Source organism: Pseudomonas sp. PDM19 (genome assembly GCF_014852215.1).
Taxonomy (GTDB): Bacteria; Pseudomonadota; Gammaproteobacteria; order Pseudomonadales; family Pseudomonadaceae; genus Pseudomonas.
This window is the reverse complement of record NZ_JACVBG010000002.1, coordinates 1,151,975-1,177,439: the sequence shown is the minus strand read 5'-3', so window position 1 is coordinate 1,177,439 and position 25,465 is coordinate 1,151,975. Positions and strand designations below refer to the sequence as shown.

The 25,465-nt window shown below is 64.7% G+C and carries 26 protein-coding genes; 3 read left to right on the top strand and 23 right to left on the bottom strand.

The window, feature by feature from the left end:
- Positions 1-11: 11 nt before the first annotated feature.
- From mltG to IB273_RS13815, 9 genes are all read right to left on the bottom strand, one after another.
- Positions 12-1,106, bottom strand: coding sequence for an endolytic transglycosylase MltG (mltG, locus tag IB273_RS13855; protein ID WP_192224521.1), 1,095 nt, complete (start codon positions 1,104-1,106; stop codon positions 12-14).
- 6 nt (positions 1,107-1,112) lie between these two features.
- A complete protein-coding gene (gene pabC, locus IB273_RS13850) occupies positions 1,113-1,928 on the bottom strand; it encodes an aminodeoxychorismate lyase (protein WP_192224290.1) in 816 nt (271 codons plus the stop codon).
- A complete protein-coding gene (gene fabF / locus IB273_RS13845) occupies positions 1,928-3,172 on the bottom strand; it encodes a beta-ketoacyl-ACP synthase II (RefSeq protein ID WP_192224289.1) in 1,245 nt (414 codons plus the stop codon). The genes pabC and fabF overlap by 1 nt, the downstream gene beginning before the upstream one ends.
- A 118-nt stretch (positions 3,173-3,290) precedes the next feature.
- Complete coding sequence (gene acpP, locus IB273_RS13840; RefSeq protein WP_015477931.1) at positions 3,291-3,527, bottom strand: acyl carrier protein; 237 nt, start codon at positions 3,525-3,527, stop codon at positions 3,291-3,293.
- Positions 3,528-3,719: 192 nt separating this feature from the next.
- Positions 3,720-4,463 carry a 3-oxoacyl-ACP reductase FabG gene (gene fabG / locus IB273_RS13835; RefSeq protein WP_037014455.1) on the bottom strand — a complete coding sequence of 248 codons (744 nt, stop codon included), beginning with the start codon at positions 4,461-4,463 and terminating at the stop codon, positions 3,720-3,722.
- Between the two features lie 14 nt (positions 4,464-4,477).
- Positions 4,478-5,416 (bottom strand): ACP S-malonyltransferase, encoded by a 939-nt coding sequence (gene fabD, locus IB273_RS13830; protein WP_192224288.1) that lies wholly within the window; start codon positions 5,414-5,416, stop codon positions 4,478-4,480.
- A gap of 104 nt (positions 5,417-5,520) precedes the next feature.
- On the bottom strand, positions 5,521-6,528 hold the full coding sequence (gene plsX / locus IB273_RS13825) for a phosphate acyltransferase PlsX (protein ID WP_192224287.1): 1,008 nt from the start codon (positions 6,526-6,528) through the stop codon (positions 5,521-5,523).
- A 3-nt stretch (positions 6,529-6,531) separates the two neighbouring features.
- Positions 6,532-6,714 carry a 50S ribosomal protein L32 gene (rpmF, locus tag IB273_RS13820; protein ID WP_009621425.1) on the bottom strand — a complete coding sequence of 61 codons (183 nt, stop codon included), beginning with the start codon at positions 6,712-6,714 and terminating at the stop codon, positions 6,532-6,534.
- A gap of 13 nt (positions 6,715-6,727) precedes the next feature.
- A complete protein-coding gene (locus tag IB273_RS13815) occupies positions 6,728-7,258 on the bottom strand; it encodes a YceD family protein (protein WP_045211618.1) in 531 nt (176 codons plus the stop codon).
- Between the two features lie 112 nt (positions 7,259-7,370).
- Here IB273_RS13815 and IB273_RS13810 point away from each other — a divergent pair, with 112 nt between their 5' ends.
- Entirely contained in the window at positions 7,371-7,949 is a 579-nt protein-coding gene (locus IB273_RS13810) for a Maf family protein (protein WP_192224286.1), read from the top strand.
- Between the two features lie 70 nt (positions 7,950-8,019).
- Here IB273_RS13810 and sppA read toward each other — a convergent pair whose 3' ends face one another.
- From sppA to rluC, 3 genes are read right to left on the bottom strand one after another with little or no spacing between them, the layout of a single operon-like run.
- Positions 8,020-9,015 (bottom strand): signal peptide peptidase SppA, encoded by a 996-nt coding sequence (sppA, locus tag IB273_RS13805; protein WP_192224285.1) that lies wholly within the window; start codon positions 9,013-9,015, stop codon positions 8,020-8,022.
- Complete coding sequence (locus IB273_RS13800) at positions 9,015-9,701, bottom strand: HAD-IA family hydrolase (protein ID WP_192224284.1); 687 nt, start codon at positions 9,699-9,701, stop codon at positions 9,015-9,017. Before IB273_RS13800 ends, sppA begins: the two co-directional genes overlap by 1 nt.
- Positions 9,694-10,650 (bottom strand): 23S rRNA pseudouridine(955/2504/2580) synthase RluC, encoded by a 957-nt coding sequence (gene rluC / locus IB273_RS13795; protein WP_081519470.1) that lies wholly within the window; start codon positions 10,648-10,650, stop codon positions 9,694-9,696. The genes IB273_RS13800 and rluC overlap by 8 nt, the downstream gene beginning before the upstream one ends.
- Before the next feature lie 590 nt (positions 10,651-11,240).
- Here rluC and rne point away from each other — a divergent pair.
- Positions 11,241-14,438, top strand: coding sequence for a ribonuclease E (gene rne / locus IB273_RS13790; RefSeq protein WP_192224283.1), 3,198 nt, complete (start codon positions 11,241-11,243; stop codon positions 14,436-14,438).
- A gap of 155 nt (positions 14,439-14,593) precedes the next feature.
- On the opposite strand, the gene murB is transcribed toward rne, so the two are convergent.
- The 8 genes from murB to IB273_RS13750 form a co-directional block, all read right to left on the bottom strand.
- Entirely contained in the window at positions 14,594-15,613 is a 1,020-nt protein-coding gene (gene murB, locus IB273_RS13785; RefSeq protein WP_192224282.1) for a UDP-N-acetylmuramate dehydrogenase, read from the bottom strand.
- Positions 15,610-16,074 (bottom strand): low molecular weight protein-tyrosine-phosphatase, encoded by a 465-nt coding sequence (locus IB273_RS13780; protein WP_081519467.1) that lies wholly within the window; start codon positions 16,072-16,074, stop codon positions 15,610-15,612. Before IB273_RS13780 ends, murB begins: the two co-directional genes overlap by 4 nt.
- A complete protein-coding gene (gene kdsB / locus IB273_RS13775; protein ID WP_138214925.1) occupies positions 16,074-16,838 on the bottom strand; it encodes a 3-deoxy-manno-octulosonate cytidylyltransferase in 765 nt (254 codons plus the stop codon). The genes IB273_RS13780 and kdsB overlap by 1 nt, the downstream gene beginning before the upstream one ends.
- Positions 16,839-16,842: 4 nt before the next feature.
- Complete coding sequence (locus IB273_RS13770; protein ID WP_081519465.1) at positions 16,843-17,028, bottom strand: Trm112 family protein; 186 nt, start codon at positions 17,026-17,028, stop codon at positions 16,843-16,845.
- A gap of 66 nt (positions 17,029-17,094) precedes the next feature.
- On the bottom strand, positions 17,095-18,093 hold the full coding sequence (gene lpxK, locus IB273_RS13765; RefSeq protein ID WP_192224281.1) for a tetraacyldisaccharide 4'-kinase: 999 nt from the start codon (positions 18,091-18,093) through the stop codon (positions 17,095-17,097).
- On the bottom strand, positions 18,093-18,542 hold the full coding sequence (locus IB273_RS13760; RefSeq protein WP_045211644.1) for an ExbD/TolR family protein: 450 nt from the start codon (positions 18,540-18,542) through the stop codon (positions 18,093-18,095). Before IB273_RS13760 ends, lpxK begins: the two co-directional genes overlap by 1 nt.
- Entirely contained in the window at positions 18,539-19,174 is a 636-nt protein-coding gene (locus tag IB273_RS13755) for a MotA/TolQ/ExbB proton channel family protein (RefSeq protein ID WP_017519262.1), read from the bottom strand. Before IB273_RS13755 ends, IB273_RS13760 begins: the two co-directional genes overlap by 4 nt.
- Positions 19,175-19,245: 71 nt before the next feature.
- On the bottom strand, positions 19,246-21,456 hold the full coding sequence (locus IB273_RS13750) for a DNA internalization-related competence protein ComEC/Rec2 (protein ID WP_192224520.1): 2,211 nt from the start codon (positions 21,454-21,456) through the stop codon (positions 19,246-19,248).
- 152 nt (positions 21,457-21,608) lie between these two features.
- Between IB273_RS13750 and IB273_RS13745 the strand changes: the two genes are divergently transcribed.
- Complete coding sequence (locus IB273_RS13745; protein WP_192224280.1) at positions 21,609-22,139, top strand: DUF2062 domain-containing protein; 531 nt, start codon at positions 21,609-21,611, stop codon at positions 22,137-22,139.
- Between the two features lie 103 nt (positions 22,140-22,242).
- On the opposite strand, the gene IB273_RS13740 is transcribed toward IB273_RS13745, so the two are convergent.
- Genes IB273_RS13740 through IB273_RS13730 form a run of 3 tightly spaced genes read right to left on the bottom strand, consistent with a single transcriptional unit; the run spans position 22,243 to position 25,446 of the window.
- A complete protein-coding gene (locus IB273_RS13740) occupies positions 22,243-23,490 on the bottom strand; it encodes a lipoprotein-releasing ABC transporter permease subunit (RefSeq protein WP_081519461.1) in 1,248 nt (415 codons plus the stop codon).
- An 11-nt stretch (positions 23,491-23,501) separates the two neighbouring features.
- Positions 23,502-24,200, bottom strand: a complete 699-nt coding sequence (gene lolD / locus IB273_RS13735; RefSeq protein WP_017519266.1) for a lipoprotein-releasing ABC transporter ATP-binding protein LolD — start codon at positions 24,198-24,200, stop codon at positions 23,502-23,504.
- Positions 24,193-25,446, bottom strand: a complete 1,254-nt coding sequence (locus IB273_RS13730) for a lipoprotein-releasing ABC transporter permease subunit (RefSeq protein ID WP_151187741.1) — start codon at positions 25,444-25,446, stop codon at positions 24,193-24,195. Before IB273_RS13730 ends, lolD begins: the two co-directional genes overlap by 8 nt.
- Positions 25,447-25,465 lie beyond the last annotated feature (19 nt).

Genomic DNA, 25,465 nt, shown 5'->3' with positions numbered 1-25,465 from the left:
GTGTTATCGGGCTACTGCGCTGCAGGAGAATCTGCAGCGGGAGCGTCTGCATCCGACGTCTGCGCCGGCAGCGGGACGGGCGCCGGACTGGAACGGTAGTCGGCGCGACGCTTGATCTGGAACTCCTGGACGGCCTTGTTGTGGTCGTCCAGGTTGTCGGAGAAGGTATGGCTGCCGTCGCCGCGGGCGACGAAGTACAGGCTCTGCCCTGCTACCGGGTTGAGTGCGGCATGGATGGCTTCGCGGCCGGGCAGCGCGATGGGCGTCGGCGGCAGGCCGGCGACCACGTAGGTGTTGTACGGCGTCGGCGTGCGCAGGTCGGCGCGGGTGATCCTGCCGGCGTAGCGCTCGCCCATGCCATAGATGACAGTCGGGTCGGTCTGCAGCAGCATGTTCTTCTGCAGGCGGCGCACGAAGACGCCGGCAATCTGGCCGCGTTCCTGGGGCACGCCGGTTTCCTTCTCCACCAGCGAAGCCATGATCAGCGCCTGGTAGGAATCCTTGTAGGGCAGCTCCTGCGCGCGCTTGTCCCACTCTTCCGCCAGGATGCTGTCCATGCGCTGGTAGGCGTGCTTGAGGATGTCGACGTCCTTGGTGCCGCGGACGAAGCGGTAGGTATCGGGGAAGAAGCGGCCTTCCGGGAAGACACCGGGCTTGCCCAGCTTCGCCATGACCTCGGCATCGCTGAGGCCATTCAGGGTCTGCTCCAGCTTGGGCTGACGGGCAAGTAGCTCTCGCACCTGGCGGAAGTTCCAGCCCTCGACCAGGGTCAGGCCGTACTGCACCACATCACCTTCGCGCCACAGATCGAGCAGTTGGGCGGCGGTCATGCCGGGCGTCAGGCGGTATTCGCCACTGTGCAGCGCCTCACCGGCCAGGTTGAAGCGCCAGTACAGACGCAGCCAGAAGCCGCCGTGCAGGACGTCTTCGTCCTCCAGGCGGGTCAGCAGGCGGCCAGGGGTGGCGCCGCTGGGAGCATCAAGCAGACGCTCTTCGGTGAGCTGGAGCGGCTGCTGCAGCGCACGGTGCTGCTCCCAGGCCGCCAGGCCCAGCACGAGCCCGGCCAGCAGCAGGCCGCCTTCCAGCAGCACCAGCAATTTGCGCATCACGTATCAGGAATCCAGAAGTTCGCGGAGTTGGCCCTGCAGTTTACGGGTCAGCGGCCCGACCGGCCAAGCGTGCTCGGCGATGCCGCGCACCGGCCAGATACCGTAGAGACTGTTGCAGAGAAAGACCTCATCGGCTTGCGCCAGTTCGCCGTGCTCTACATCACGGACGATGACCGGCAACCCCAGATCGCTGGCGCGCTCGATGATTTCGGCACGCATCACACCAGCGACGCCGCAGCGGCAGAGCTCGGCGGTGATCAGTGCGCCCTGCTTCACCAGGAACAGGTTGCTGAACACGCCCTCGACGATCCGCCCGGAAACATCGCGCATCAATCCTTCTGCGAAGGCCGGGTCGCGCCACTCGGCGCGAGCCAGGACCTGCTCCAGGCGATTGAGGTGCTTGAGGCCGGCGAGCAGTGGTTGCTCAGCCAGTCGAGTGGCGCAGGGGAAGAGCGTGACGCCCTGCTCACGGTTCTTCGCCGGGTAGGTCGGCGCAGGCGAGGCCAGCAGCAAACGGCGCACCTGGGCATCGGCCTGCGGCGCATAGCCGCGCGCGCCTTCGCCACGGGTCAGCATCAGCTTGGCAACGCCATCGCCGAGCAAGGCGGAAAAACGCAGGAGTTCGTCTTCGACGAGGTCGAGAGAGACTGGAAGCGACAGGCGTCGAACGCCTTCCTCCAGCCTCGCCCGATGGCGTGCCAGCAGGCGCGGACGGCCTGCGGACACGCGAATGGTCTCGAACAGCCCATCACCGTAGGCCAGCCCGCGATCACGCGCGGACAGGGCCTCGGCGCTCTGGCCGTCGATCCAGCTCAGCATCAGCCGTGGAACCGGCGGAATACCAGGGAGCCATTGGTGCCACCGAAGCCGAAGGAGTTGGACAGGGCGACGTCGATCGGACGCTCCTTGGCCTGATGGGCGACCAGGTCGAGGTCGCAGCCTTCGCTGGGGTTGTCCAGGTTGATAGTTGGCGGAGCCACCTGATCACGCAGCGCGAGCACGCAGAAGATCGCCTCGACCGCGCCGGCAGCACCCAGCAGGTGACCGGTCATGGACTTGGTGGAGCTCATCGACAACTGGTAGGCGTGGTCGCCGAAGATCGACTTCACTGCGGCAATTTCCGCGATGTCGCCGGCCGGCGTCGAGGTGCCATGGGCGTTGATGTAGTCGACCTGCTCGGGGTTCAGCCCGGCATCACGCAGCGCGGCATTCATGCACCGGGCAGCGCCGGCGCCGTCTTCCGGCGGAGCGGTCATGTGGAAGGCGTCGCCGCTCATGCCGAAGCCAACGACTTCAGCGTAAATGCGCGCACCACGAGCCTTGGCGTGCTCCAGCTCTTCCAGCACCAGCGCACCGGCGCCGTCGGAGAGCACGAAGCCGTCACGGTCCTGGTCCCACGGACGGCTGGCCCTGGTCGGCTCGTCGTTGCGGGTGGACAGCGCGCGAGCGGCGCCGAAGCCACCCAGACCAAGACCACAGGCCGCCATCTCGGACCCGCCGGCCACCATCACGTCAGCGTCACCGTAGGCGATGTTGCGCGCGGCCATGCCGATATTGTGGGTGCCGGTGGTGCAGGCGGTGGTAATGGCGTAATTGGGGCCCTGCAGACCGAGGTTGATCGACAGGAACCCGGAAACCATGTTGATGACCGAGCCGGGCACGAAGAACGGCGAGATGCGCCGCGGGCCCTGCTCGAACAGAGAACGACAGGTGTTTTCGATGTTGGTCAGACCGCCGATGCCCGAACCGATGGCAACGCCGATGCGCTCCCGGTTGGCGTCGGTGACTTCCAGGCCGGAATCACGCACCGCCTGATAGCTGGCGGCCAGACCGTACTGGATGAACAGGTCGAGTTTGCGAGCTTCCTTGGCGGACATGTATTGCTCGACGTCGAACCCTTTCACCGAGCCGCCGAAACGGGTGGCAAAGGCGGACAGGTCCATGTGTTCGATCGGGGCGATACCGCTGCGCCCGGCGAGAATGCCTTCCCAACTGCTCGGCACATCCACACCCAGGGGCGACAACATACCCATGCCAGTGATGACTACGCGTCTACGCGACACTGTGACTTCCTCTCATGTGTTTCACGGCAATAACGCCGGCTGATGCCGGCGTTAAAGAAAAGCCGCACGCCTTTGCAGGCCGTGCGGCTTCTTTCGTCGGGGAACCGACGACTACGTCTTATGCCTGGTGGGCAACGATGTAGTCGATGGCTTCCTGAACGGTGGTGATCTTTTCGGCTTGCTCGTCGGGGATTTCGGTCTCGAATTCCTCTTCCAGAGCCATCACCAGCTCAACGGTGTCAAGGGAGTCGGCGCCCAGGTCTTCGACGAAGGAAGCGCTGTTGGTGACTTCTTCTTCCTTAACGCCGAGTTGCTCAGCAACGATCTTCTTGACGCGTTCTTCGATGGTGCTCATACCTTGTTTTCACTCCTATGGACAATCCGTACAGCTGGGCTGCGGGTAAGTGTATAGAAAGGGTTTTCTGCATTTCAAGCTGAACGCTGACGCCCCTTCGCGGCAACCCAGATGCTCTGTCTATTCCAGCGTTACGACGCTTGGAAGATTTTAGACAGCGCATATGACATCGCCACGAAGCAACTCGTCACATCAGCTCATGTACATTCCGCCATTCACCGGTACCGTGGCACCCGTAACATAAGCTGCGCCCTCGGAAGCGAGGAATGCTACCACTTTGGCGATCTCTTCGGCTTGTCCCAGTCGACCCAGCGGAATCTGGCCGAGCAGCGCTTCACGCTGGGCCTCCGGCAGTTCGCGAGTCATGTCGGTGTCGATGAAGCCCGGAGCAACCGCGTTGACAGTGATAGCACGGGAACCGACTTCGCGCGCCAGGGCGCGGGTGAAGCCTTCCAGGCCGGCCTTGGCGGCGGCGTAGTTGGTCTGCCCGGCGTTGCCCATGGCACCGACGACGGAGCCGATATTGATGATGCGACCCCAGCGTGCCTTGGTCATGCCGCGCAGGACGGCTTTCGACAGACGGTACAGGCTGTTGAGGTTGGTGTTGACCACATCGAACCACTCATCGTCTTTCATGCGCATCAGCAGGTTATCGCGGGTGATGCCTGCGTTATTGACGACGATAGCCGGCGCGCCGGATTCTTTCTGGATGGCTTCGACAACGGCGGTCACGGACTCGTCGTTGGAGACGTCCAGGACCATGCCCGAACCCTGGATGCCGTTTTCCTTGAGGTACTCGGAAATTTTCTGCGCGCCGGACTCGCTGGTGGCAGTGCCCACCACGGTAGCGCCCATACGACCCAGTTCCAGTGCGATGGCCTGGCCAATACCACGGCTCGCGCCAGTAACCAGGGCAACCTTACCTTGCAGACTCATGCCTTATCTCCTGTTCAAGCCAGAGCCGCGCGGGCTGCGCCGAAGGCGTCCGCGGAATCCAGGTTGTGGGTGGTCACGCCCTTGGCGCAACGCTTGTTCAAACCAGCCAGCACCTTGCCCGGGCCGCACTCGACCAGGTCGGTGACGCCTTTCTCGGCCAGCAGCTGCACGCTTTCGACCCAGCGGACCGGGCTGTAGAGCTGTGCCAGCAGGTCGCGCTTGAGCGCGGCAAGATCGACCGGGACCTGGGCGGTAACGTTCTGCACCAGGGCGATTTGCGGCATCTGCCACTGGACGGCTTCGACAGCCTCGGCAAAACGCTCGGCAGCCGGGCGCATCAGCTCGCAGTGCGACGGCACGCTGACCGGCAGCGCGACAGCACGCTTGGCGCCACGAGCCTTGCACGCCTCGATGGCGCGCTCTACGGCCTTGGCCGCACCAGCGATCACCACCTGGCCGGGCGCGTTGAAGTTCACGGCACTGACCACTTCGCCCTGAGCCGCTTCAGCGCAGGCGGCGAGTACGTCAGCGTCTTCGAGACCGAGAATGGCGGCCATGCCACCAGTGCCGGCAGGAACAGCTTCCTGCATCAGCTGGCCACGGCGCTCGACCAGCTTCACCGCATCGGCGAAGGCCAGGCTGCCAGCAGCAACGAGAGCGGAGTATTCGCCCAGGCTGTGGCCGGCGACGTAAGCCGGCTGCACGCCACCTTCGGACTGCCACAGGCGCCACAGGGCGATGGAGACAGTGAGGATGGCAGGCTGGGTCTTGTCGGTCTGGTTCAGGCGCTCTTCCGGGCCGTCCTGCACGAGAGCCCAGAGGTCATAACCCAGCGCGGAGGAGGCTTCGGCGAAGGTATCGCGCACGATGGCGTGTTGAGCGCCCAGCTCGGCAAGCATGCCGAGCGACTGCGAGCCTTGACCGGGGAATACGAAGGCGAGGGATGCGGACATTGCAACAGGTCCCTTTTGTATGTGTCGTCAAATGGATAACGCCGGCGAGAGCCTGGCGCATTGAACTGACAGTTGGATGACGGTCTGACGACCGCGGTCACACATTAGAGCAGATGTTCCAGACGGCCATGCAGCCGCTGGGGCAGATTCTCGCGAACTTCCAGCAGCGCGCGTCGCAATGCGCTCTGGATGCCCTCCTCCTTCGCACTGCCGTGACTCTTCACCACGATGCCCTGCAAACCGAGGAAACTCGCGCCATTGTGCTGTGACGGCGTGAGGTCGCCACGCAGCCGGCGCAGGAAAGGCATCGCCATCAGGCCGACCGCCTTGGCCGGCAGGCTGGAGCTGAACAATTCTTCCAGGCGCGCCGCGACCATAGCCGCCAAGCCCTCGCTGGATTTGAGCAGGATATTGCCGACGAAACCGTCGCACACCACTACATCGGCCAGCCCGCGATACAGGCCGTCGCCTTCGATATAGCCGATGTAGTTCAAACCCTGCGCCTGCCGCAGCAGACTGGCCGCCAGCTTCACCTGCTGGTTACCCTTGATGTCTTCGGTGCCGACATTCAACAACGCTACACGCGGATTGCTCTTGCCCAGCGCTTCCGCAGCCACAGCCCCCATGACGGCGAACTGATAAAGGTGCTCGGCACTGCAATCGACATTGGCGCCCAGGTCGAGCAGATGGCAGTGGCCGGTCTGCGTCGGCACGGCTGTCACCATCGCCGGGCGGTCGATGCCGGGCAACGTCTTGAGCAGGTAACGGGATAGCGCCATCAACGCACCGGTATTACCGGCACTGACGCAGGCATGAGCCTTGCCATCACGAACCAGTTCGAGGGCAACACGCATGGAGGAATCGGGCTTGCCACGCAACGCCTGGGACGGACGCTCGTCCATCGTGACGATTTCGCTGGCGTGATGGATATGAAGACGCTGGCGCTCGACCGGAGAAAGGCCGCGCAGGTGTTCTTCTATCAGAGGAGCTTGGCCGACGAGGACCAGCTGGAGGGAGGCATATTCGGCCAGAAAGGAAATGCAGGCCGGAACAATGCAGTGGGGACCGTAGTCCCCACCCATTGCATCAATCGCGATGATTGGTGCGGACAAAGATTACTCGTCAGAGCCTTTGTCTACGACCTTGCGGCCGCGATAGAAACCGTCCGGGGAGACGTGGTGGCGCAGGTGAACTTCACCGGTGCTCTTTTCCACGGACAGAGCGTTCGCGTCCAGGGCATCGTGCGAACGACGCATGTCACGAGCGGAACGGGATTTTTTGTTCTGCTGAACAGCCATGATTGATTAACTCCTAAACGTTTGGGTCACGCTTCAACTGCGCCAGTACGCTGAACGGATTGGGCCGTTCTTCGACGTTCTCGCTCGGTTCGGGCGCTGTAGCGTATCCCACCGGCTGCTGGCAATCCTCAGGGTCATGGACCGGCACGATGGGCAAGGCGAGCAGCAACTCGTCCTCAGCCAGCGAGGTCAGGTCGATGGGGTCATCCCCCACTTCCAACGCATCGTAGCCACTGGGCAGATCATCGATCGACTTGCCTTCCGGGATGATGACGTAATCGTACTCACCACCCACATGGAATTTGGCCGGCTCGAGACAGCGCTGGCATACCATGCTCACCTCGCCATTGAGCTCGACGTGCATGACCGCCAGCTTCTGCTGATCACGGAAGAAGGAAAACTTCGCGTGAACATCGCCATCACTGCTGGTCAGTTGCTCGCTGAGACGTGCCATCTTGGCGATCGGCAGCACACCCTCGAGGGTGGCGGCGCGCTCTACCAATTTGCGCGGATCAACGTGAGGTGGTATCGGTCCATTCAACATAAGCGCGCCATTATAGGGATGCACCCGAAGCTGTCAAAGGAAATTAGCCATAAACCGCTGTATGGACAGCCCTTTTCGTTAGAATCGCAGTGACGCTCCGAAGGAATTCCCCATGCTACCCCTGATCCTCGCTTCCAGCTCGCCCTACCGCCGCGAATTGCTGCAGCGCCTGCGCCTGCCGTTCGAATGCGCCAGCCCCGACATCGATGAAACCCCACTGCCCGGCGAGAGCGCCGAACAACTGGTGCGCCGACTGGCGGAATGCAAGGCTCGCGCCCTGGCCCAGCGCTACCCCGCCCACCTGATCATCGGCTCGGACCAGGCCGCAGTTAACGGCAGCCGGATTCTCGGTAAACCGCACGACATCGCGCGCGCGACGGAGCAACTGAAGGACGCCAGCGGCAAAAGCGTCAGCTTCCTCACCGGACTCTGCCTGCTCAACAGCCAGAGCGGTGAAGCCCGAATCGACTGCATTCCCTTCACCGTGCACTTCCGCGACCTCGACGAAGCACGCATTCGCCGCTACCTGGAAGCCGAACAACCCTTCGATTGCGCCGGCAGCTTCAAGGCCGAAGGCCTGGGCGTCAGCCTGTTCCGCTCCACCGAAGGCGAAGACGCCACCAGCCTGATCGGCCTGCCACTGATTCGCCTGGTGGATATGCTGCTTGCCGAACAGATACAAATCCCCTGACCTGGAAGGCCTGAAACGAAAAGGCCCGGCAATCGCCGAGCCTTTTCCTTCCTTATATAAGGAAGCGCACTCAGCGCAGGACCGGACCCTGCCAGCCCATCCACATCGCCATGCGCTCGGCGACGCTCGCGCCCAGCTTTTTGGTGAAGCGGTCGAAGGCCGTTTCCTGGACGGTGTAGTCCACGATTTCCTTCTCCTTGATGATCTCGCGCGCCACATAGCTGGAGCTACCCAGACCATCGATCAACCCGAGCTGCAGCGCCTGCTCACCGGACCAGATCAGACCGGAGAACAACTCGGGATGATCCTTGTCCTTCAGGCGATCGCCGCGCCCCTTCTTCACCACATCGATGAACTGCTTGTGGGTGGTATCCAGCACCTGCTGCCAGAAAGCGGTTTCATCCGCCTTCTGCGGCTGGAACGGATCAAGGAAGGCCTTGTGCTCACCCGAGGTATAGATACGACGATCCACGCCCAGCTTCTCCATGGTGCCGACGAAGCCGAAAGTCGCCGCCGTCACACCGATGGAACCGACCAGACTGGCCTTGTCGGCGTAGATCTCGTCGGCCGCACTGGCGATGTAATAGGCACCGGAAGCCCCCAGATCGCTGATGACCGCGTAGACCTTGATATCCGGATGCTCACCGCGCAGGCGCTTGATTTCATCGTAGATATAGCCGGACTGCACCGGACTGCCGCCCGGACTATTGATACGCAGAACGATACCCTTGGTGCCGGCATCCTCGAACGCGGAACGCAGCGCGCCAACGATATTGTCGGCACTGGCAGGCTCGTTGTCGGCGATCATGCCCTTCACCTCGATCAGCGCCGTATGACTGGCACTGCGCGACGCAGACTTGGACAAGCCACTGAAGGGACTGAACAGCGCCAATGCACCGAACAGATACACAAAAGTCAGCAACTTGAAAAAGATGCCCCAGCGACGCGACCGACGCTGCTCCTGGACACCAGCCAGCACAGCCTTCTCCAGCAACTTCCAGCTCTTGTCGTCGCCTGCCGCGGCTTGCGTAGCCTTGCTATCGTCCGCCTTCCATTCATCCGACATCAGTTGCCTACCTCGAGCAGCGGTTTGACCGAGCGCCCGGCGAGCCAGGCGCGCAATTCATTGAAATGATTCACTTCCAGCGCCGGAGCATACTCCCGAAGGATCTCCAGCGACTGAGCACCATAGCCCACCGCCACCGAATCCATGCCGGCGCGGCGCGCCATTTCCAGATCGAAAGGCGAATCACCCACCATCAGCGCATCACGCGCGTCGGCCCGGCAATGCTCAAGAATCTCGTGCAGCATGCGCGGGTCCGGCTTGCTCGCCGATTCATCGGCGGCGCGGGTGATATCGAAGAAATCCGTCCAGCCCTGCCCCGCCAGCACGCGATCCAGCCCGCGGCGATTCTTGCCGGTAGCGACCGCCAACTGGTAACCGGCGCTGCGAAATTCCGCCATCGCCTCAGCCACGCCCGGGAACAGCGGCGAAGGCTGCACTTCCAGGCTCAGGTAGTGGTTACCGTAATCAAGCCGGAAGCGATCCAGCGGCTCGCCATCCTCTACCTCCGGGTACAGCGTCTGGATAGCTTCCGGCAGGCCCAGGCCGATGATGCCCTTGATAGCCTCATCGTTGCGTTCCGGAAGGCCGGAACCAACTGCCGCCACCCGCATCGCCTCGACGATACGACCAATGGAATCCACCAGCGTGCCATCCCAATCGAAGATCAGCAGGGAATACTCACGCATCCAGGCGCTCCACGGTGCGCAGCCAGACTTCGTCCACCGGCGCTTCCAGCTCCAGCACACCACCATCAGGCAGCGGTACGCGCAGATAGGCCGAGTGCAGGAACAGGCGCTTGCCGCCCAGCTCGCGGATTTCACGGGAGAAATCTTCGTCGCCGTACTTGGGATCACCGGCAATGGAGTGGCCGGCGTGCTTGGCATGCACACGGATCTGGTGGGTACGCCCGGTGATCGGACGCGCCTCGACCAGAGTGGCGAAGTCACCGAAGCGGCGCAGCACCTTGAACTCGGTCAGCGCTTCCTTGCCTTCGGGATTCACCTCGACCACACGCTCACCCGAGCGCAGGTTGTTCTTCAGCAGCGGCACGGCGATCTGCTTCTTCGCCGCCGGCCAGTTACCGCGCACCAGGGCGTGGTAGCGCTTGTCCACGATGCGCTCGCCACGCAGGGCGTCGTGCAGATGGCGCAGCATGCTGCGCTTCTTGGCGATCATCAGCAGACCGGAAGTATCGCGATCCAGGCGGTGCACCAGCTCCAGGTCCTTGCACTCCGGACGCAACTGGCGGAAGGCCTCGATGACCCCGTAGTTCAGGCCGCTGCCGCCATGCACGGCAATACCGGTGGGCTTGTTCACCACGATCAGCGCCTTGTCTTCGTAGACGATGGCGGCTTCCAGACGCTCCAGCAGGCCCTGGGCCAGCGGCACCGGCTCGTCGCGCTCGGCCAGACGCAGCGGCGGAACACGTATCACGTCGCCGGCCTGCAGCTTGTACTCGGGCTTGATCCGGCCCTTGTTGACCCGCACCTCACCCTTGCGAAGGATGCGGTAGATCAGGGTCTTGGGCACGCCCTTGAGCTGGGTGCGGAGGAAATTGTCGATTCGTTGGCCGGCATACTCCGGCGCGACTTCAAGCAGCTGAACGCCGGAAGTCGGAGGGGCGGGATTCGTCATCCGGATATAATAACAATTTTTCATTCAATTGAAGCACTTAATCATTGCTGCTATATTCGGGAGGCCGCCAAAAGTGGCCAGGCCTGCGGATGATCGCGTAATCGCCATCCCCAACCGCCTGCAAACACATTGAACGGACACGAGGCAGTCCCCGGAAGCGTTGCAACGGCCCGAGCGATTCTCGCGCCGACAGCGCCTCGAAACCCAGGCCTTGAGACATGACCACGGCCACCAAGGTAGCCGTGATAAAAGCCAACCCCGCTCCCGGATTCAGCGAGTGGCACCCGGCTCTTAGGGAAATGTGCAGGGCGGAGATGCACAACTGTCGGATTGCGTTGCGTTCATGCCTTGAACGCATGCCTTGAACGTAGACGCACTTATCGTCCGCATCTGACAGCCAATTCCTCCTCCTGATGAGTGCTTGTTCTTACTCGACAAGCAGGAAACGTAGTCGCGGCACAGCAGATTTATCCTGCTGCCGCTGGACACTGGAATGGTCCGCCGTTCCTGAGTACGTGCCTTAGCACCGACCGTGAGAGTCGTGTGTGCCGATCGCCGTTTCCGGTGGCCCCGGAAACCATTGGTACTACATGAAAAGAATGCTGATCAACGCAACTCAACCCGAAGAGTTGCGTGTAGCGCTGGTAGACGGCCAACGCCTGTTCGACCTGGACATCGAGTCCGGCGCGCGCGAACAGAAGAAGGCCAACATCTACAAAGGCCGTATCACCCGCATCGAGCCGAGCCTCGAGGCCGCATTCGTCGACTTCGGCGCCGAACGCCACGGCTTCCTCCCCCTCAAGGAAATCTCTCGCGAGTACTTCAAGAAGAATCCTGAAGGCCGCATCAACATCAAGGACGTCCTGAGCGAAGGCCAGGAAGTCATCGTCCAGGTCGAGAAAGAAGAACGTGGCAACAAGGGCGCCGCCCTGACCACCTTCATCAGCCTCGCCGGCCGCTACCTGGTGCTCATGCCCAACAACCCGCGCGCCGGTGGCATCTCCCGCCGCATCGAGGGTGAAGAGCGCAACGAACTGCGCGAAGCCCTGAACGGCCTGACCGTTCCCGGCGACATGGGCCTGATTGTCCGCACCGCGGGCCTGGGCCGCAGCTCCGAAGAGCTGCAATGGGACCTGGACTACCTGCTGCAACTGTGGGGCGCCATCAAGGAAGCCTCCGGCGAGCGCAGCGGCCCGTTCTTGATCTATCAGGAAAGCAACGTCATCATCCGCGCCATCCGCGACTACCTGCGCCAGGACATCGGCGAAGTGCTGATCGACAGCATCGACGCCCAGGAAGAAGCCCTGAACTTCATCCAGCAGGTCATGCCGCAGTACGCGAGTAAGGTAAAGCTGTACCAGGACAGCGTTCCGCTGTTCAACCGCTTCCAGATCGAGAGCCAGATCGAAACCGCCTTCCAGCGCGAAGTGAAGCTGCCGTCGGGCGGCTCCATCGTCATCGATCCGACCGAAGCCCTGGTGTCCATCGACATCAACTCGGCGCGCGCCACCAAAGGCGGCGACATCGAAGAAACCGCCCTGCAGACCAACCTGGAAGCGGCCGAGGAAATCGCCCGCCAGTTGCGCCTGCGTGATATCGGCGGCCTGATCGTCATCGACTTCATCGACATGACCCCGGCGAAGAACCAGCGCGCCGTGGAAGAACGCGTCCGCGAAGCCCTGGAAGCCGACCGCGCCCGCGTGCAGGTTGGCCGCATCTCGCGCTTCGGCCTGCTGGAAATGTCCCGTCAGCGCCTGCGTCCGTCCCTGGGCGAGACCAGCGGCATCGTCTGCCCGCGCTGCAACGGCCAAGGCATCATCCGCGACGTCGAATCCCTGTCGCTGGCCATCCTGCGCCTGATCGAGGAAGAAGCCCTGAAGGACCGCACCGCCGAAGTTCGTGCGCGCGTGCCGTTCCAGGTTGCTGCCTTCCTGCTCAATGAGAAGCGCAACGCCATCACCAAGATCGAACTGCGCACCCGCGCGCGCATCTTCATCCTGCCGGACGACCACCTGGAAACTCCGCACTTCGAAGTTCAGCGCCTGCGTGACGACAACCCCGAACTCCTGTCCGGCCACGCCAGCTACGAGATGGCCCCGGAAGAGCACGAGGAAGTCCAGCCGGTCAGCGCCACCCGCACCCTGGTTCGCCAGGAAGCCGCCGTGAAGACCGTTTCCCCGCAGAGCCCTGCCCCGCAGCAGGCTGCCGCCGAAGCACCGGTCGCTGTCGAAGCCACCAAGCCCATGCCTGAGCCGAGCCTGTTCCAGGGCCTGGTGAAGTCGCTGGTAGGCCTGTTCGCCGGCAGCAAGCCGGAGCCGACCCCGGTTGCCGCCGAGAAGCCCGCAACCGAGCGCAGCGAAGGCCAGGGCGAGCGTCGCAATGGCCGTCAGCAGAACCGTCGCCGCGACGGCCGCGATGGCGGTCGTCGTGATGACGAGCGTAAAGAGCGTGGTCGCCGCGACGAGCGCGGTGAGCGCACTGAGCGCCCGGCTCGCGAAGAGCGTCAGCCGCGCGAAGAACGCGCCGAGCGTCAGCCCCGCGAGGAGCGCCAGCCGCGCGAAGAACGCGCCGAGCGTCAACCGCGCGAGGAACGCCAGCCGCGTGAAGAGCGCGCCGAACGTCAACCGCGTGAAGAGCGTCAGCCGCGTGAAGAACGCGCCGAGCGCCAGCCGCGTGAGGAGCGTCAGCCCCGCGAAGAGCGTGGTGAGCGCGCCGAACGCCAACCGCGTGAAGAACGCCAGCCACGCGAAGAGCGTCAGCCCCGCGGTGAGCGTGGCGAACGCGCCGAGCGTCAGCCCCGTGAAGAGCGTCAGCCGCGCGAAGACCGTCCGGCTCGCGATGCCGCCGCCCTGGAAGCCGAAGAGCTGCCGAACGAGGAGCTGCTGGATCAACAGGACGACGAAGGTTCGGACGACGAGCGTCCGCGTCGCCGCTCCCGTGGCCAGCGTCGCCGCAGCAACCGCCGCGAGCGCCAGCGCGAAGCCGGTGTGGATGGTGTTGAAGGCGCCGAAGGCGAAGTAAATGCCGAAGGCACTGCTGAACAGGCTGCTTCGGACACCCCGTCGCCTGCCGCCATGGTCGCTGCCGCCGCTACCGCTGTAGCCGTTGCTGAAGCCGCCGCCGAGCAGGAGCAGCCCGCTGCCCAGGCTCAAGCCGAGGCCCAGCCGCTGGAGTCCGGCGTGGTTGAAGCCGTACGCACCGAAAGCGCCCTGGAACAGACCATCGAGTTCCTGGCCAAGCCCGCCGAACAGGCTGCCGAGCCGGTAGAAGCTGCCAGCGAGACCGTTGAAGTGGCTGCCGCCGAGCCGGTGGCTGCGGAAGAAGCGTCGGCTCCGGCTGCTGAAACCGTGATCGAAGCCGTCGCCCAGCTGGTCGAAGAGCCTCAGGTGGAAGCTCCGGTGGTTACCGAGGAAGCTCCGGCTGCCACTGCAACTGCTGTCGAAGAAGCTCCGGCCGTTCCGGCCAACGCGACCGGCCGCGCCTCCAACGACCCGCGCGAGCGTCGTCGCCAGGAACGTGCCGCCCGCGAAGCCGCTGCTGCCGCAGCCGCCGCTCCGCAGGCAGAGCAGGCGCCGGTCGTCGAAGCCGTGGTTGAAGAAGCCGCTGCCGTGGAAGCCGAAGTCGTGGTCGAGCCGGCTGCTGAAGTCACTGTCGAGGCCGTCGAAGCCGAAGTCGTGAACGAAGCCGCTGAAGCCACCGAGCAACCGGCTGCCGAACCGGCTGAAGGCGACAAAGTCGAGAAGACCGAGAAAGAACAAGGCACCGTGGTGGAAAAACACCACAGCTGATAGCTTCCTGATCCGAAAAAGGGGATGCAGCTGCATCCCCTTTTTTATTGCCTGCAATTCGTGGCTTCGGAACGATCCTACAAAAGCCCCGCTCCGAGGAAGCAGACACAAAAAAGGGGATGCCTTGGCATCCCCTTTTCGCATCCGAAGCGAATTCAGTAGAGATTCGGCTCCATCTCCAGCTCCACACCGAAGCGCTGCTGGACATCGTCACGGATACGCTGAGCCAGTGCATGCAGCTGCGCCCCTGTGGCGCCGCCGTAGTTCACCAACACCAGCGCCTGCTGGGCGTGCACACCCACCGAACCGTCGCGGAAGCCTTTCCAGCCGGCCTTGTCGATCAGCCAGCCGGCGGCCAGCTTCATCTGCCCATCACCCTGCGGATAGGCCACCAGGTCGCTGTAGCGCTGGCGCAGCACGTCGGTCTGGTCCACCGAAACCACCGGATTCTTGAAGAAACTGCCGGCATTGCCCAGCACCGCCGGGTCGGGAAGCTTCTCGCGGCGGATTGCGCAGATCACTCGCGAGACATCGGCCGGCGTCGGCGCAGTCACGCCCTCCTCCGCCAGACGCTGGCGCACCGGACCGTAGTCCAGATGCAGTTTCGCGACGCGGCTCAGGGCGAAGCGCACCCGCAGGATCAGCCAACGGCCCGGCTCACGCTTGAAGCGACTTTCGCGGTAGGCAAAGGCGCAGTCCTCAAGGCAGAACTCGCGCAGCTCGCCGCTCTCACGGTCCAGCGCGGTCAGGCCGGCGAATACGTCCTTGATCTCGACGCCGTAGGCGCCGATGTTCTGCATCGGCGCAGCGCCGACAGTGCCTGGGATCAGGCTGAGGTTTTCCAACCCGCCAAAGCCCTGAGAGAGGGTCCAGCGCACGAAGTCGTCCCATACCTCACCAGCTTCCGCCTCGACCACCACGCGCTCGCCGTCGCCACTGACGACACGCACACCATGGGAAGCCATGCGCAGCACCAGCGCCTCGACGTCACGGGTCAGCAACAGGTTGCTGCCGCCACCGATCACCATCAGCGGCAGGCCCTTCTCGACAGCGGCGGCGATAACGGCGTGCACCTCGGCATCATCATGGGCCTGGGCGAACCAGCGCGCCGCGACTTCGACACCGAAGGTGTTGTAGGGCTTGAGGGAAACGCGTTCTTGCAGTTGCAGCGTCACAGGCGCCCCTTCACTTCCGTCAGCAGGCCGTCGCAGGCCCTTTCCACCAGGTCCAGCACCTGCTCGAAACCGTCTTCGCCGCCGTAATACGGGTCGGGGACTTCATCGACTTCCAGCTCGTAGCGGCGCAGGAACAGGTCCAGCTCCGCCTTGCCGCTGCTGCCGCGAAGATGCTTGAGGTCGCGCAAGTTGGCGTTGTCCATCGCCAGGACCAGGTCATAGCGGGAGAAGTCGGCGACGTTGACCTGTCGCGCCCGCAAGCCCGACAGGTCATAGCCACGGCGCAGCGCAGCTGCGCGGGTACGCGCATCCGGCGCCTTGCCGACGTGCCAGTCGCCGGTGCCAGCCGAATCGATCTCGATGCGATCCTCGAGGCCTGCTCCGCGGACCTTCTGGCGGAACACGCCTTCGGCGGTCGGCGAGCGGCAGATGTTGCCCAGGCAGACGAACAGGACCTTCATCAGGCCCCCAGGATGCGCCGGACGCGCTCCAGGTCTTCCGGGGTATCGACGCCGGCCTGCGGCGCCTCCAGGGCGTCAGCCACGTGGATACGCACGCCATGCCAGAGCGCGCGCAGCTGCTCCAGGCACTCGGTATCTTCCAGCCAGCACGGGCCCCAGGCCACGAAGTCGCGCAGGAAGCGCGCGCGGTAGGCGTAGATGCCGATGTGGCGGCGGTACGGCACGTTGGCCGGCAGGCTTTCGCGGTCCACCGCGAAGGCGTCGCGCGCCCAGGGCAGCGTGGCGCGGCTGAAGGTCAGGGCCAGGCCGTTCTTGTCGCTGACCACCTTGACGATGTTCGGGTTGAACAGCGCGGCCGGGTCATGGATTTCTTCGCACAGGGTGGCAATGCCCGCTTCCGGGTGAGCCGCGAGGTTGGCGGCCACCTGGTCGATGATCGACGGCGGCACCAGAGGCTCGTCGCCCTGCACGTTGACCACGATGGCGTCGTCGGCCAGACCCAGCGCGTCGGCGACTTCCGCCAGGCGGTCGGTGCCGGAGTTGTGGTCGGCACGGGTCAGTACTACCTGGGCACCGAAGCCCTGGCAAGCGTCGAAGATACGTTGATCGTCGGTGGCGACCACCACCTGGGTGGCGGAGCTTTTGCCGGCCTGCGCCCAGACGTGCTGGATCATCGGCTTGCCGGCGATGTCCTGCAGCGGTTTGCCGGGCAGGCGGGTGGAGGCGAAGCGGGCGGGAATGACGACGGTATAGGCCTGGGTCATGGCGTTACTTGTCCAGACGCTCGTCGACGTTCAGGGTGCGCGCCTCGCCTTCGAGCATCACCGGAATGCCGTCGCGCACCGGGTAGGCCAGGCCGTCGGTCTTGCAGATCAGCTCGGACTTGTCGTCGGTGAGCTTGAGCGGGCCCTTGCACAGCGGACAGGCGAGGATATCGAGGAGTTTCGGGTCCATGGTGCGTTCCTTGAGCTTGAACAGCGAACAATTTGAATGCGAGCGACGCCGGATTACGACGGCGGATCAGCGGGCGAGCAGGCGCTCGAGCTGAACGTCGAACCAGGCGACGAAGGCCGGCGAGGGCTGCGCTTCGACGGCGAGGTACCACCAGTCGGGCGCGGCGAAGGACCGGCATTTCACCGCGTCCTTCTCGGTCATGACCAGCGGCAGTTCCGGCGTAAAGCGCAGCTGCTCGGCGGTATAAGCCGCATGGTCGGGGAAGGGATGCGGAATCGGCCGCCAGTTTAGCGCCTCGAGCGTTGCGAAGAAACGCTGCGGGTTGCCGATTCCGGCCAGTGCATGCAGCGATTGCCCGTCGGGAAAATGCTCGACGCCACGCCGCTCACCACTGGCCAGGTTGACCAGGGCAGAAGGTCGCAGGACGAAGGAGAATGCGCCAGGCGGGTCGGACGGTGCGCCGTTGTGCAGCACGGCATCGACTTCGGCCAGTCGCTCGGCCGGTTCGCGCAGCGGCCCGGCAGGCAGGCAGCGGCCGTTGCCCAGGCCACGGGCGGCGTCGATCAGCACCAGCTCCAGGTCGCGGGCCAGGCGGTAATGCTGCAGCCCGTCGTCGCAGAGGATCAGGTCCAGCGGCTCTTCGGCCAGCAGCGCACGCACGGCGCTGGAGCGGTCCGGGTCGATCATCAGCGGCACGCCACTGCGGCGCACGATCATCAGCGGTTCATCACCCGCCTCCGCCGCCGACTGCTCGGCGCGCACGCGCCAGGGTGTCCGTGGCGGCTTGGCGCCATAGCCACGACTGACCACACCGACCTTCAGCCCACGGGCGCGGCAGTGTTCGATCAGCCAGAGGATCATCGGCGTCTTGCCGGTGCCGCCCACCGTGACATTGCCGACCACGATGATCGGTACGGGAGCGCGGTAGGCCGGCTTGGCGCCGGAGAGGAAATCCTGCCGGCGGCCCTGGGCGACGCGCCGGTAGAGCAGCTCGAGCGGCCTGAGCAGGGCAAGGGCCGGGTGGCCCTTGTACCAGGCGTCGAGCAGGCGGTCGGAGAGCGCCATCAGGGGGTCTTCTTGTCCGCCCGGGACTCGATGGTGGTGATGCGCAGGTGGGTGAAGCCCAGCTTGCCGGCGGCATCCATCGCGGTGACCACGGACTGGTAATCCACCTTGCCGTCGGCGGTGATCACCACTGGCAGGCTGTTGTCACCGGCGGACTCACGCTGCATGGCGTTCATCAGGTTTTCCAGGTCATCGCGCGCCAGGCTCTGGCCGTTGAGCGCGTAGTGACCTTCGAGGCTGATGGAGATTTCCAGCTGCTTGATCTCGGTGGCTTCGGGCGGCGTACCGCTGACCGCTTCGGGCAGTTCGACCTTGAGCTGCGACGGCTTGGTGAACGAGGTGGCGACCACGAAGAACAGCAGCAGCACGAAGATCACGTCGATCAGCGACGCCAGGTTGATGAAGACGTCCTCGCGAGCCGCTCCGCCCGCTCTGCGGCGGAATTTCACGCTTTGCCTTCCTCGACGAAATCGACTTCGCGATCGCCCTGGGTCACTTCCACCAGCTTGATGGCTTCCTGCTCCATGGCGATGACCAGTTCATCGACGCGGCGCAGCAGGTAACGGTGGAAGAACACTGCCGGGATCGCCACGATCAGGCCGGCCGCGGTGGTGATCAGGGCCTTGGAGATACCGCCGGCGAGCATCGGCGCATTGGCCATGCCGTCGCCCATGAAGGCGCTGAAGATCTGGATCATGCCGAACACGGTACCCAGCAGGCCGAGCAGCGGCGCCATGGCGGCGATGGTGCCCAGGGCGTTGAGGTAGCGCTCCAGTTCGTGGATGACGCGGGACGCGGCCTCCTCGATGCACTCCTTCATGATCTCGCGACCGTGCTTGGAGTTGGCCAGGCCAGCGGCAAGGATTTCACCCAGCGGGGAAGACGCGCGCAGGTCCTTCAGGGCCTGGCTGTTCATCTTCTTGTCCTTGATCTGCTTCCACACCTGGCCGAGCAGCTGCGGCGGGGCCACACGACTCAAGCGCAGGGTCCAGAGACGTTCGGCGACGATCGCCATGGCAGCGACGGAGCTCAGCAAGATCGGCAGCATCATCCAGCCGCCAGCTTTGACCAGTTCCCACACAGTGGTGAATCCCCTGAAAAAAAGTGGCGCCACTCTAGCACAGGGGCCGTGGCGAACCGACCGCCCGAGGCTCAATTTTCCTGCCAGAAATGTGCGCCTTCCCGCACTCCCCGGACCTCGCCATGGGCACCGAGCGTCAGGGTCAGCGCGCCCTGCTCCGCCGTATCCTGAATCCGGATGCCCAGCGTGCGGAAGCGCTCGACGACCGACGGGTGCGGATGGCCATAGGGGTTGTTGGCGCCACGGGAGATGATCGCGGTGGAGGGCCGGATCGCTCGCAGGAAGGCAAGCCCGGAAGAGCTGCGGCTGCCGTGGTGGCCGGCCAGCAGCCAGTCCACGCGCTCACCCGGGTGCGCCGACAGCCAGGCGAGCTCGGCCGGTTGCGGCAGGTCGCCGGTGAGCAGGATGCGCTCGCCGTTGGCCTCGACTTCCAGCGCGCAGGAGCGGTCGTTGCTCTCGCTGGCGCCTGCCCAGGCCCAGCTGGAGAGGCGAACGCCATCGATTATCCAACCCTCGATGCCACAAGGCCGGCCCTGCAACTGCTCCGGCAAGCGCTCGGGCTCGCCACTGATGACCTGGTCCGGCCGCAGCGAACGCTTCACCGCCATGGCGCCGCCGGCGTGATCGTTGTCCGCGTGACTGAGCATCAGCACGTCCAGGCGCCCGATACCCAGGCTGCGCAGCGTCGGCACCACGACGCGCTCGCCGATATCAAAATCGCCATTGCGCGCCCCGGTGTCGTAGAGCCAGACCTGGCTACGCGTACGGATCAGCACCGACAGCCCCTGCCCCACATCCAGCACGCGGATCTCGGCCATGCCCGGTGCGGGCAACGGGACTGTCGGCCAGAACACCGGCAGGAACATCGCCAACCCCAGCGCACGCAATGGGACACCAGCGGGCGCAAGCAGCAGGAGTGCGCCCAGCATCGCCAGCACCAGCGCCCAGATCGGCGCAGCTACCGGCTGCCAGGCGGGCGCCAGCTCGGCCATCCAGCCCAACAGCCGGAACAGCAGTTCCAGCAGGCCGCCCGACACCCAAAGCAGCGTCTCGCCCAGCCAGGGAACGCCAAGCGCCAGGCTCCCCAGCAACGCCAACGGCACGACGACCAATTCGACCCAGGGCACGGCGATCAGGTTGGCAACCACGCCGGAAACACTCAGCGGCAATCCCAGGGCGATGGACGCCGGCAGCAGACCGACCGCCATCAGCCATTGCGCGCGCAGCCAGGTACGCCAGGCGGTCCAGCGCCCAAGGCGCCCCGAGAAGCCGAAGATCAGCAACGCCACCGCTGCATAGGACAGCCAGAAGCCCGGCAACAGCACCACCAGCGGCTCGACCAGCAGCACCGCGAGCAAGGCACCGAGCAAGGGCGTCCATAGCCCACGATGGCGGTAGCGCAGGCGCCACAACAGGACAATGGAGACCATCACGCAGGCGCGCTGCAATGGCACCTCGAATCCCGCCATCAGGCTGTAGGCCCAGGCACCGCTTGCGGCCAGCAGGCAGGCGGAGGGCAACCACGGGACTCGCGCCGGCCAGCAACCGAAGCGCGCCAGCGCGGCCACCAACGCATAAAGCAGGCCGGCCAGCAGCGAGATGTGCGAGCCGGAGATCACCATCAGGTGCAGGGTTCCGGTGTCCTGCAGGACTTGCCAGTCCGCCGTGGTCAGCCCGGACGCATCGCCCAGCACCAGCGCGGCGAGCGCCCCGGAGCGCCCATGGGCATCCACCGCCAGCAGTCGTTGCCGCCAGGCTTCGCGCCAAGCGCGCTGGCCGCTGGAAGCCTCCAGGCGCTGCCCGTCCTTCACGCTGCCGGTAGCGCCGATGCGCTGGGCGGTGAGCCAGGCTTCGTAATCGAACCCCGCGCCATTGGTCATGCCGTGGGGACGCTTGAGCTTCACCGCCAGCCGCCAGCGCTCGCCGCCCTCCACCGGGGGACCGCCGAACCAGGACAGGCGCAGTGTGGCCGGGACCTTCGCGCGAGGGCTGGAGACCTCGGCGAGCTGGAAGCGCACCGATGGCCCGGAGCGATCCGGCAGGCCCTCTACCCTGCCCTCCAGCCACAGCGTGCGGCCATTCAGCTCCGGCGCCAGACGATCATCCAGCGCCCACTGCGCCGACTGGCAGGCCCAGGCGAAAGCGAGCAGGAACAGCCCGACGACATAGCCGCGAGTGAACAACAACGGCAGCGCGACCAGCGCGAGAAGCAGCAGAACCCAGCCGGATGGCAGCGCCGGCATCCAGCGCAGCGCCAGCAACCCCAGGGCCAGCGCGAACATCCCTGTACGAGGCAACGGAGCGACTCCCTGACCCCGGCGCAACCGCCGATCCGATTGGCCTGCGGCGGTTACACACGGACATAGTTGGCAACGAATGACTGTCACCTAGCTAGGCATAATGAGCCGTCGTCCGTCTGCCAGAGATTTCCTCCATGCCGCGCCGAATCTTCAAGCGCTACATGCCCGATCCGGAGAGCATCAGGAACCACAAGGGCCTGCGCTTTCTCGGACCGCTGATCCAGTCGCCCAACCTCTGGCACCTGAATCGCCGCTCCGTGTCCCGCGCCATGGGCATGGGGCTGTTCGCCGCGTTCATCCCGATCCCACTGCAGATGCTGCTGGCCGCCTCGCTGGCGGTATGGGTGAGGGCCAACCTGCCGATCTCGGTGGGGCTGGTCTGGCTGACCAACCCGATCACCATGCCGCCGGTGTTCTACTGCACCTACAAGATGGGCGCCTGGATCATGGGCATTCCCGCGCGCGCCCTGCCCGACCACCTGACCTGGGAATGGATCAGCGGCGAGCTGGCGATGCTCTGGCAGCCGTTCCTGCTGGGTTCAGTGATCTGCGGCATCCTGGTGGGCATCCTCGGCTACCTGCTCACCGAGAGCTACTGGCGCTGGTGGATTGGCCGCAGCTGGCGGCGGCGTCGGGCGCTGCGCAACCTGCAGAACGGCCTGTAGACGCAATCGCCGCCTCGGCAATTACGTTTTTTCGTAGAAACGAGCTTGCTCCTACAGGTACAAAAAAGCCGCCCCGAAGGGCGGCTTTTTCATGGGCCGGTGATCACTCGTACCGCAGCGATTCCGCCGGCTGGGTCGAGGCCGCGCGCCAGGCCGGATACAGCGTGGCGAGGAAGCTCATCGACAGCGCCGCGACGCAGATCAGCACGATGTCGCTGATCTGCGGGTCGGACGGCAGGTAGTTGATGAAATAGATGTCCGAGTTGAACACGTGGGTGCCGGCGACGCGCTCCAGGGTCGAGACGATCGCGGTGACGTTGTACGCCGCCAGCACGCCCAGCACGCAGCCGATGACGGTGCCGATCAGGCCGATCACCGTGCCCTGCACCATGAAGATCGCCATGATCTGCTTCGGTGTGGCGCCCAGGGTTCGCAGGATAGCGATGTCCGCACGCTTGTCGGCCACCACCATGATCAGGGTGGCGATGATGTTGAAGGCGGCGACCGCGACGATCAGCAACAGCAGCAGGCCGATCATGGTCTTTTCCATCTTCATCGCGCTGAACAGGCTGCCCTGGGTGTGGGTCCAGTCCACCGAGCGATAGCCGTCGCCCAATTGCCTGGCGATGGCCGCACCGACTTCCGGCGCCTGGAACAGGTCCTTCAGGGCAATGCGCACGCTCTGCACCTGGCCGGGCTGCCAGCGCATCAGGCTGGCAGCGTCGTCCACATGGATCAGCGCCAGGGTGCTGTCCAGCTCGGCGCCGACCTTGAAGATGCCGACCACGTTCAGGCGCTGCATGCGCGGGGTGATGCCGCCAGGCGCGGTGCTCGGCTCGGGGACGATCAGCAGCAGGCTGTCACCGACGTTGACGTGGAAGCGCCGCGCGGTGATCTCACCGATGACCACGCCGAACTCGGTGGCCTTGAGGTCGTCGAGGCTGCCGCGAACCATGTGCTGGCCGATGATCGACACCTGGGTTTCCAGCGCCGGATCGACGCCATCGACCTCGATGGGTTGCATCATGCCCTTGTAGGAAAGCATGCCGTCGACTTCGGTGTAGGGCACCGCGCCGACGATCTTCGGGTTCTGCTTGGCCACTTCGGCAACGTGCTGCCAGTTGTCCAGCGGGCCGCTGGCCTGCTGCAGCACGGCATGCGGGACCATGCCGAGGATGCGCGAGCGCATTTCCTTCTGGAAGCCGTTCATCACCGAAAGCACCACGATCATGGCCAGCACGCCCAGGGCGAGGCCGATCATCGAGGTCAGGGAGATGAACGAGATGTAGTGGTTGCGGCGCTTGGCACGGGTGTAGCGGGTGCCGATGAAGACGGACAGGGGTCTGAACATTCCGTTATCCCTCAGGCGGCGACCAGCCGGCCCTCCTCCAGGCGCAGCACACGATCCATCTGCTGGGCGAGGTGAGTGTCGTGGGTCACCACCAGGAAGGCAGTGCGAAGGGACTGCGACAGTTCCAGCATCAGCTCCTGGATACCGTGGGCGGTGTGCTGGTCGAGGTTGCCGGTGGGCTCGTCGAGCAGTACCAGCTTCGGCGTGTTGACCAGGGCACGGGCGATGGCCACGCGCTGGCGCTCACCGCCGGACAGCTCCGACGGCTTGTGGCTCAGGCGATGGCCCAGACCCACGCGCTCCAGCAGCGCAGTGGCACGCTGGCGCGCCTCCGGGATCGGCGTCTTGCCGATCAGCAGCGGCATGCAGACGTTCTCCAGGGCGGTGAACTCCGGCAGCAGGTGGTGGAACTGGTAGACGAAGCCCAGCGCACGGTTGCGCAGCAGGCCTCGCTGCTTCTCGTTCAGCGCCGACAGCTGTTCGCCGGCCAGCCAGACGCTGCCGGTGCTGGGCGTGTCGAGGCCGCCGAGCATGTTCAGCAGGGTGCTCTTGCCCGAGCCGGAGCTGCCGACGATGGCCACGCGCTCGCCGGGCAGCAGCTCCAGCTGTACGCCGGAGAGCACTTCGACCGACTGCGGACCTTCCTCGTAGCGCTTGCCGAGGTCGCGGCAGCTCAGAACGGCCTGGTCGTTGGGGGTCGGCTTACTCATAACGCAGGGCCTCCGCGGGCTGGGTGCGTGCCGCACGCCAGGCCGGATACAGGGTGGCGAAGAAACTCAGGATCAGCGCGGCGCTGCACACCAGGATCACGTCCTCGCTCATCAGTTGCGAAGGCAGGTAATCGATGAAGTAGACGTCCGCGTTGAGGAACTTGTGGCCCAGCAGGCGCTCCAGCAGGGCGATGGCGGAGCTGACGTTGAGCGCTGCAAGGATGCCCAGCACGCCGCCGATGAAGGTGCCGATCACGCCGATCACCGTGCCCTGGACCATGAAGGTCGCCATGATCTGCCCCGGCGTGGCGCCCAGGGTGCGCAGGATGGCGATGTCGGCCTTCTTGTCGGTGACGACCATGACCAGGGTGGAAATGATGTTGAACGCGGCGACCGCGACGATCAGCAGCAGCAACAGGCCGATCATGGATTTCTCCATGCGGATCGCCTGGTACAGGTTGCCATGGCTGCGAGTCCAGTCGCGAGCGAAGTAGTCGTTGCCCTTCAGGGTGCGGGCGATTTCCCAGGCGGTGCGCGGCGCCTGGAACAGGTCGTCGAGCTTCAGGCGCAGGCCTTCGACCTGGCCTTGCTTGAGGCGGCGCATGCGCGCGGCGTCGTCGATGTGGACCATGGCGACGTAGCCGTCCAGCTCGCCGGCGCCGACATGGAAGGTGCCGACCACGGTGAAGCGCTTCATGCGCGGGAACATGCCGGCGGGGGTGACCGAGACCTCCGGGGCGATGAAGGTGACCTTGTCGCCCAGCTTCACGCCGAGGTTCTTCGCCGCCTTGTCGCCGATGATGATGCCGAACTCGCCAGGCTTGAGGCTGCTGAGCGAACCCTGCTGGAAGAACTGGTCGATGATCGAGACCTTGCTCTCCTCGTTCGGGTCCACGGCATTGATCAGCACCTTCTGCACCGTGCCGCCTGCGCTGAGCAGGCCCTGCATCTGGATGAAGGGCGCGACTTCCAGCACGTTGGGGTGCTGGGTCTTGATCTGCCCGGCGATGCCCTGCCAGTCGGAGATCGGCTGGTAGGACTCCACCGTGGCGTGGGGCACCATGCCCAGCACGCGGGTGCGCATCTCGTGGTCGAAGCCGTTCATCACCGAGAGCACCACGATCATCACCACCACGCCCAGCGCAAGGCCGATCATGGAAGTGAGCGAGATGAAGGAAACGAAGTGGCTGCGGCGTTTGGCGCGTGTGTAGCGCGTTCCGATGTAGACGGAAAGGGGTCTGAACATGTGGGGCCGAATGAGAAGG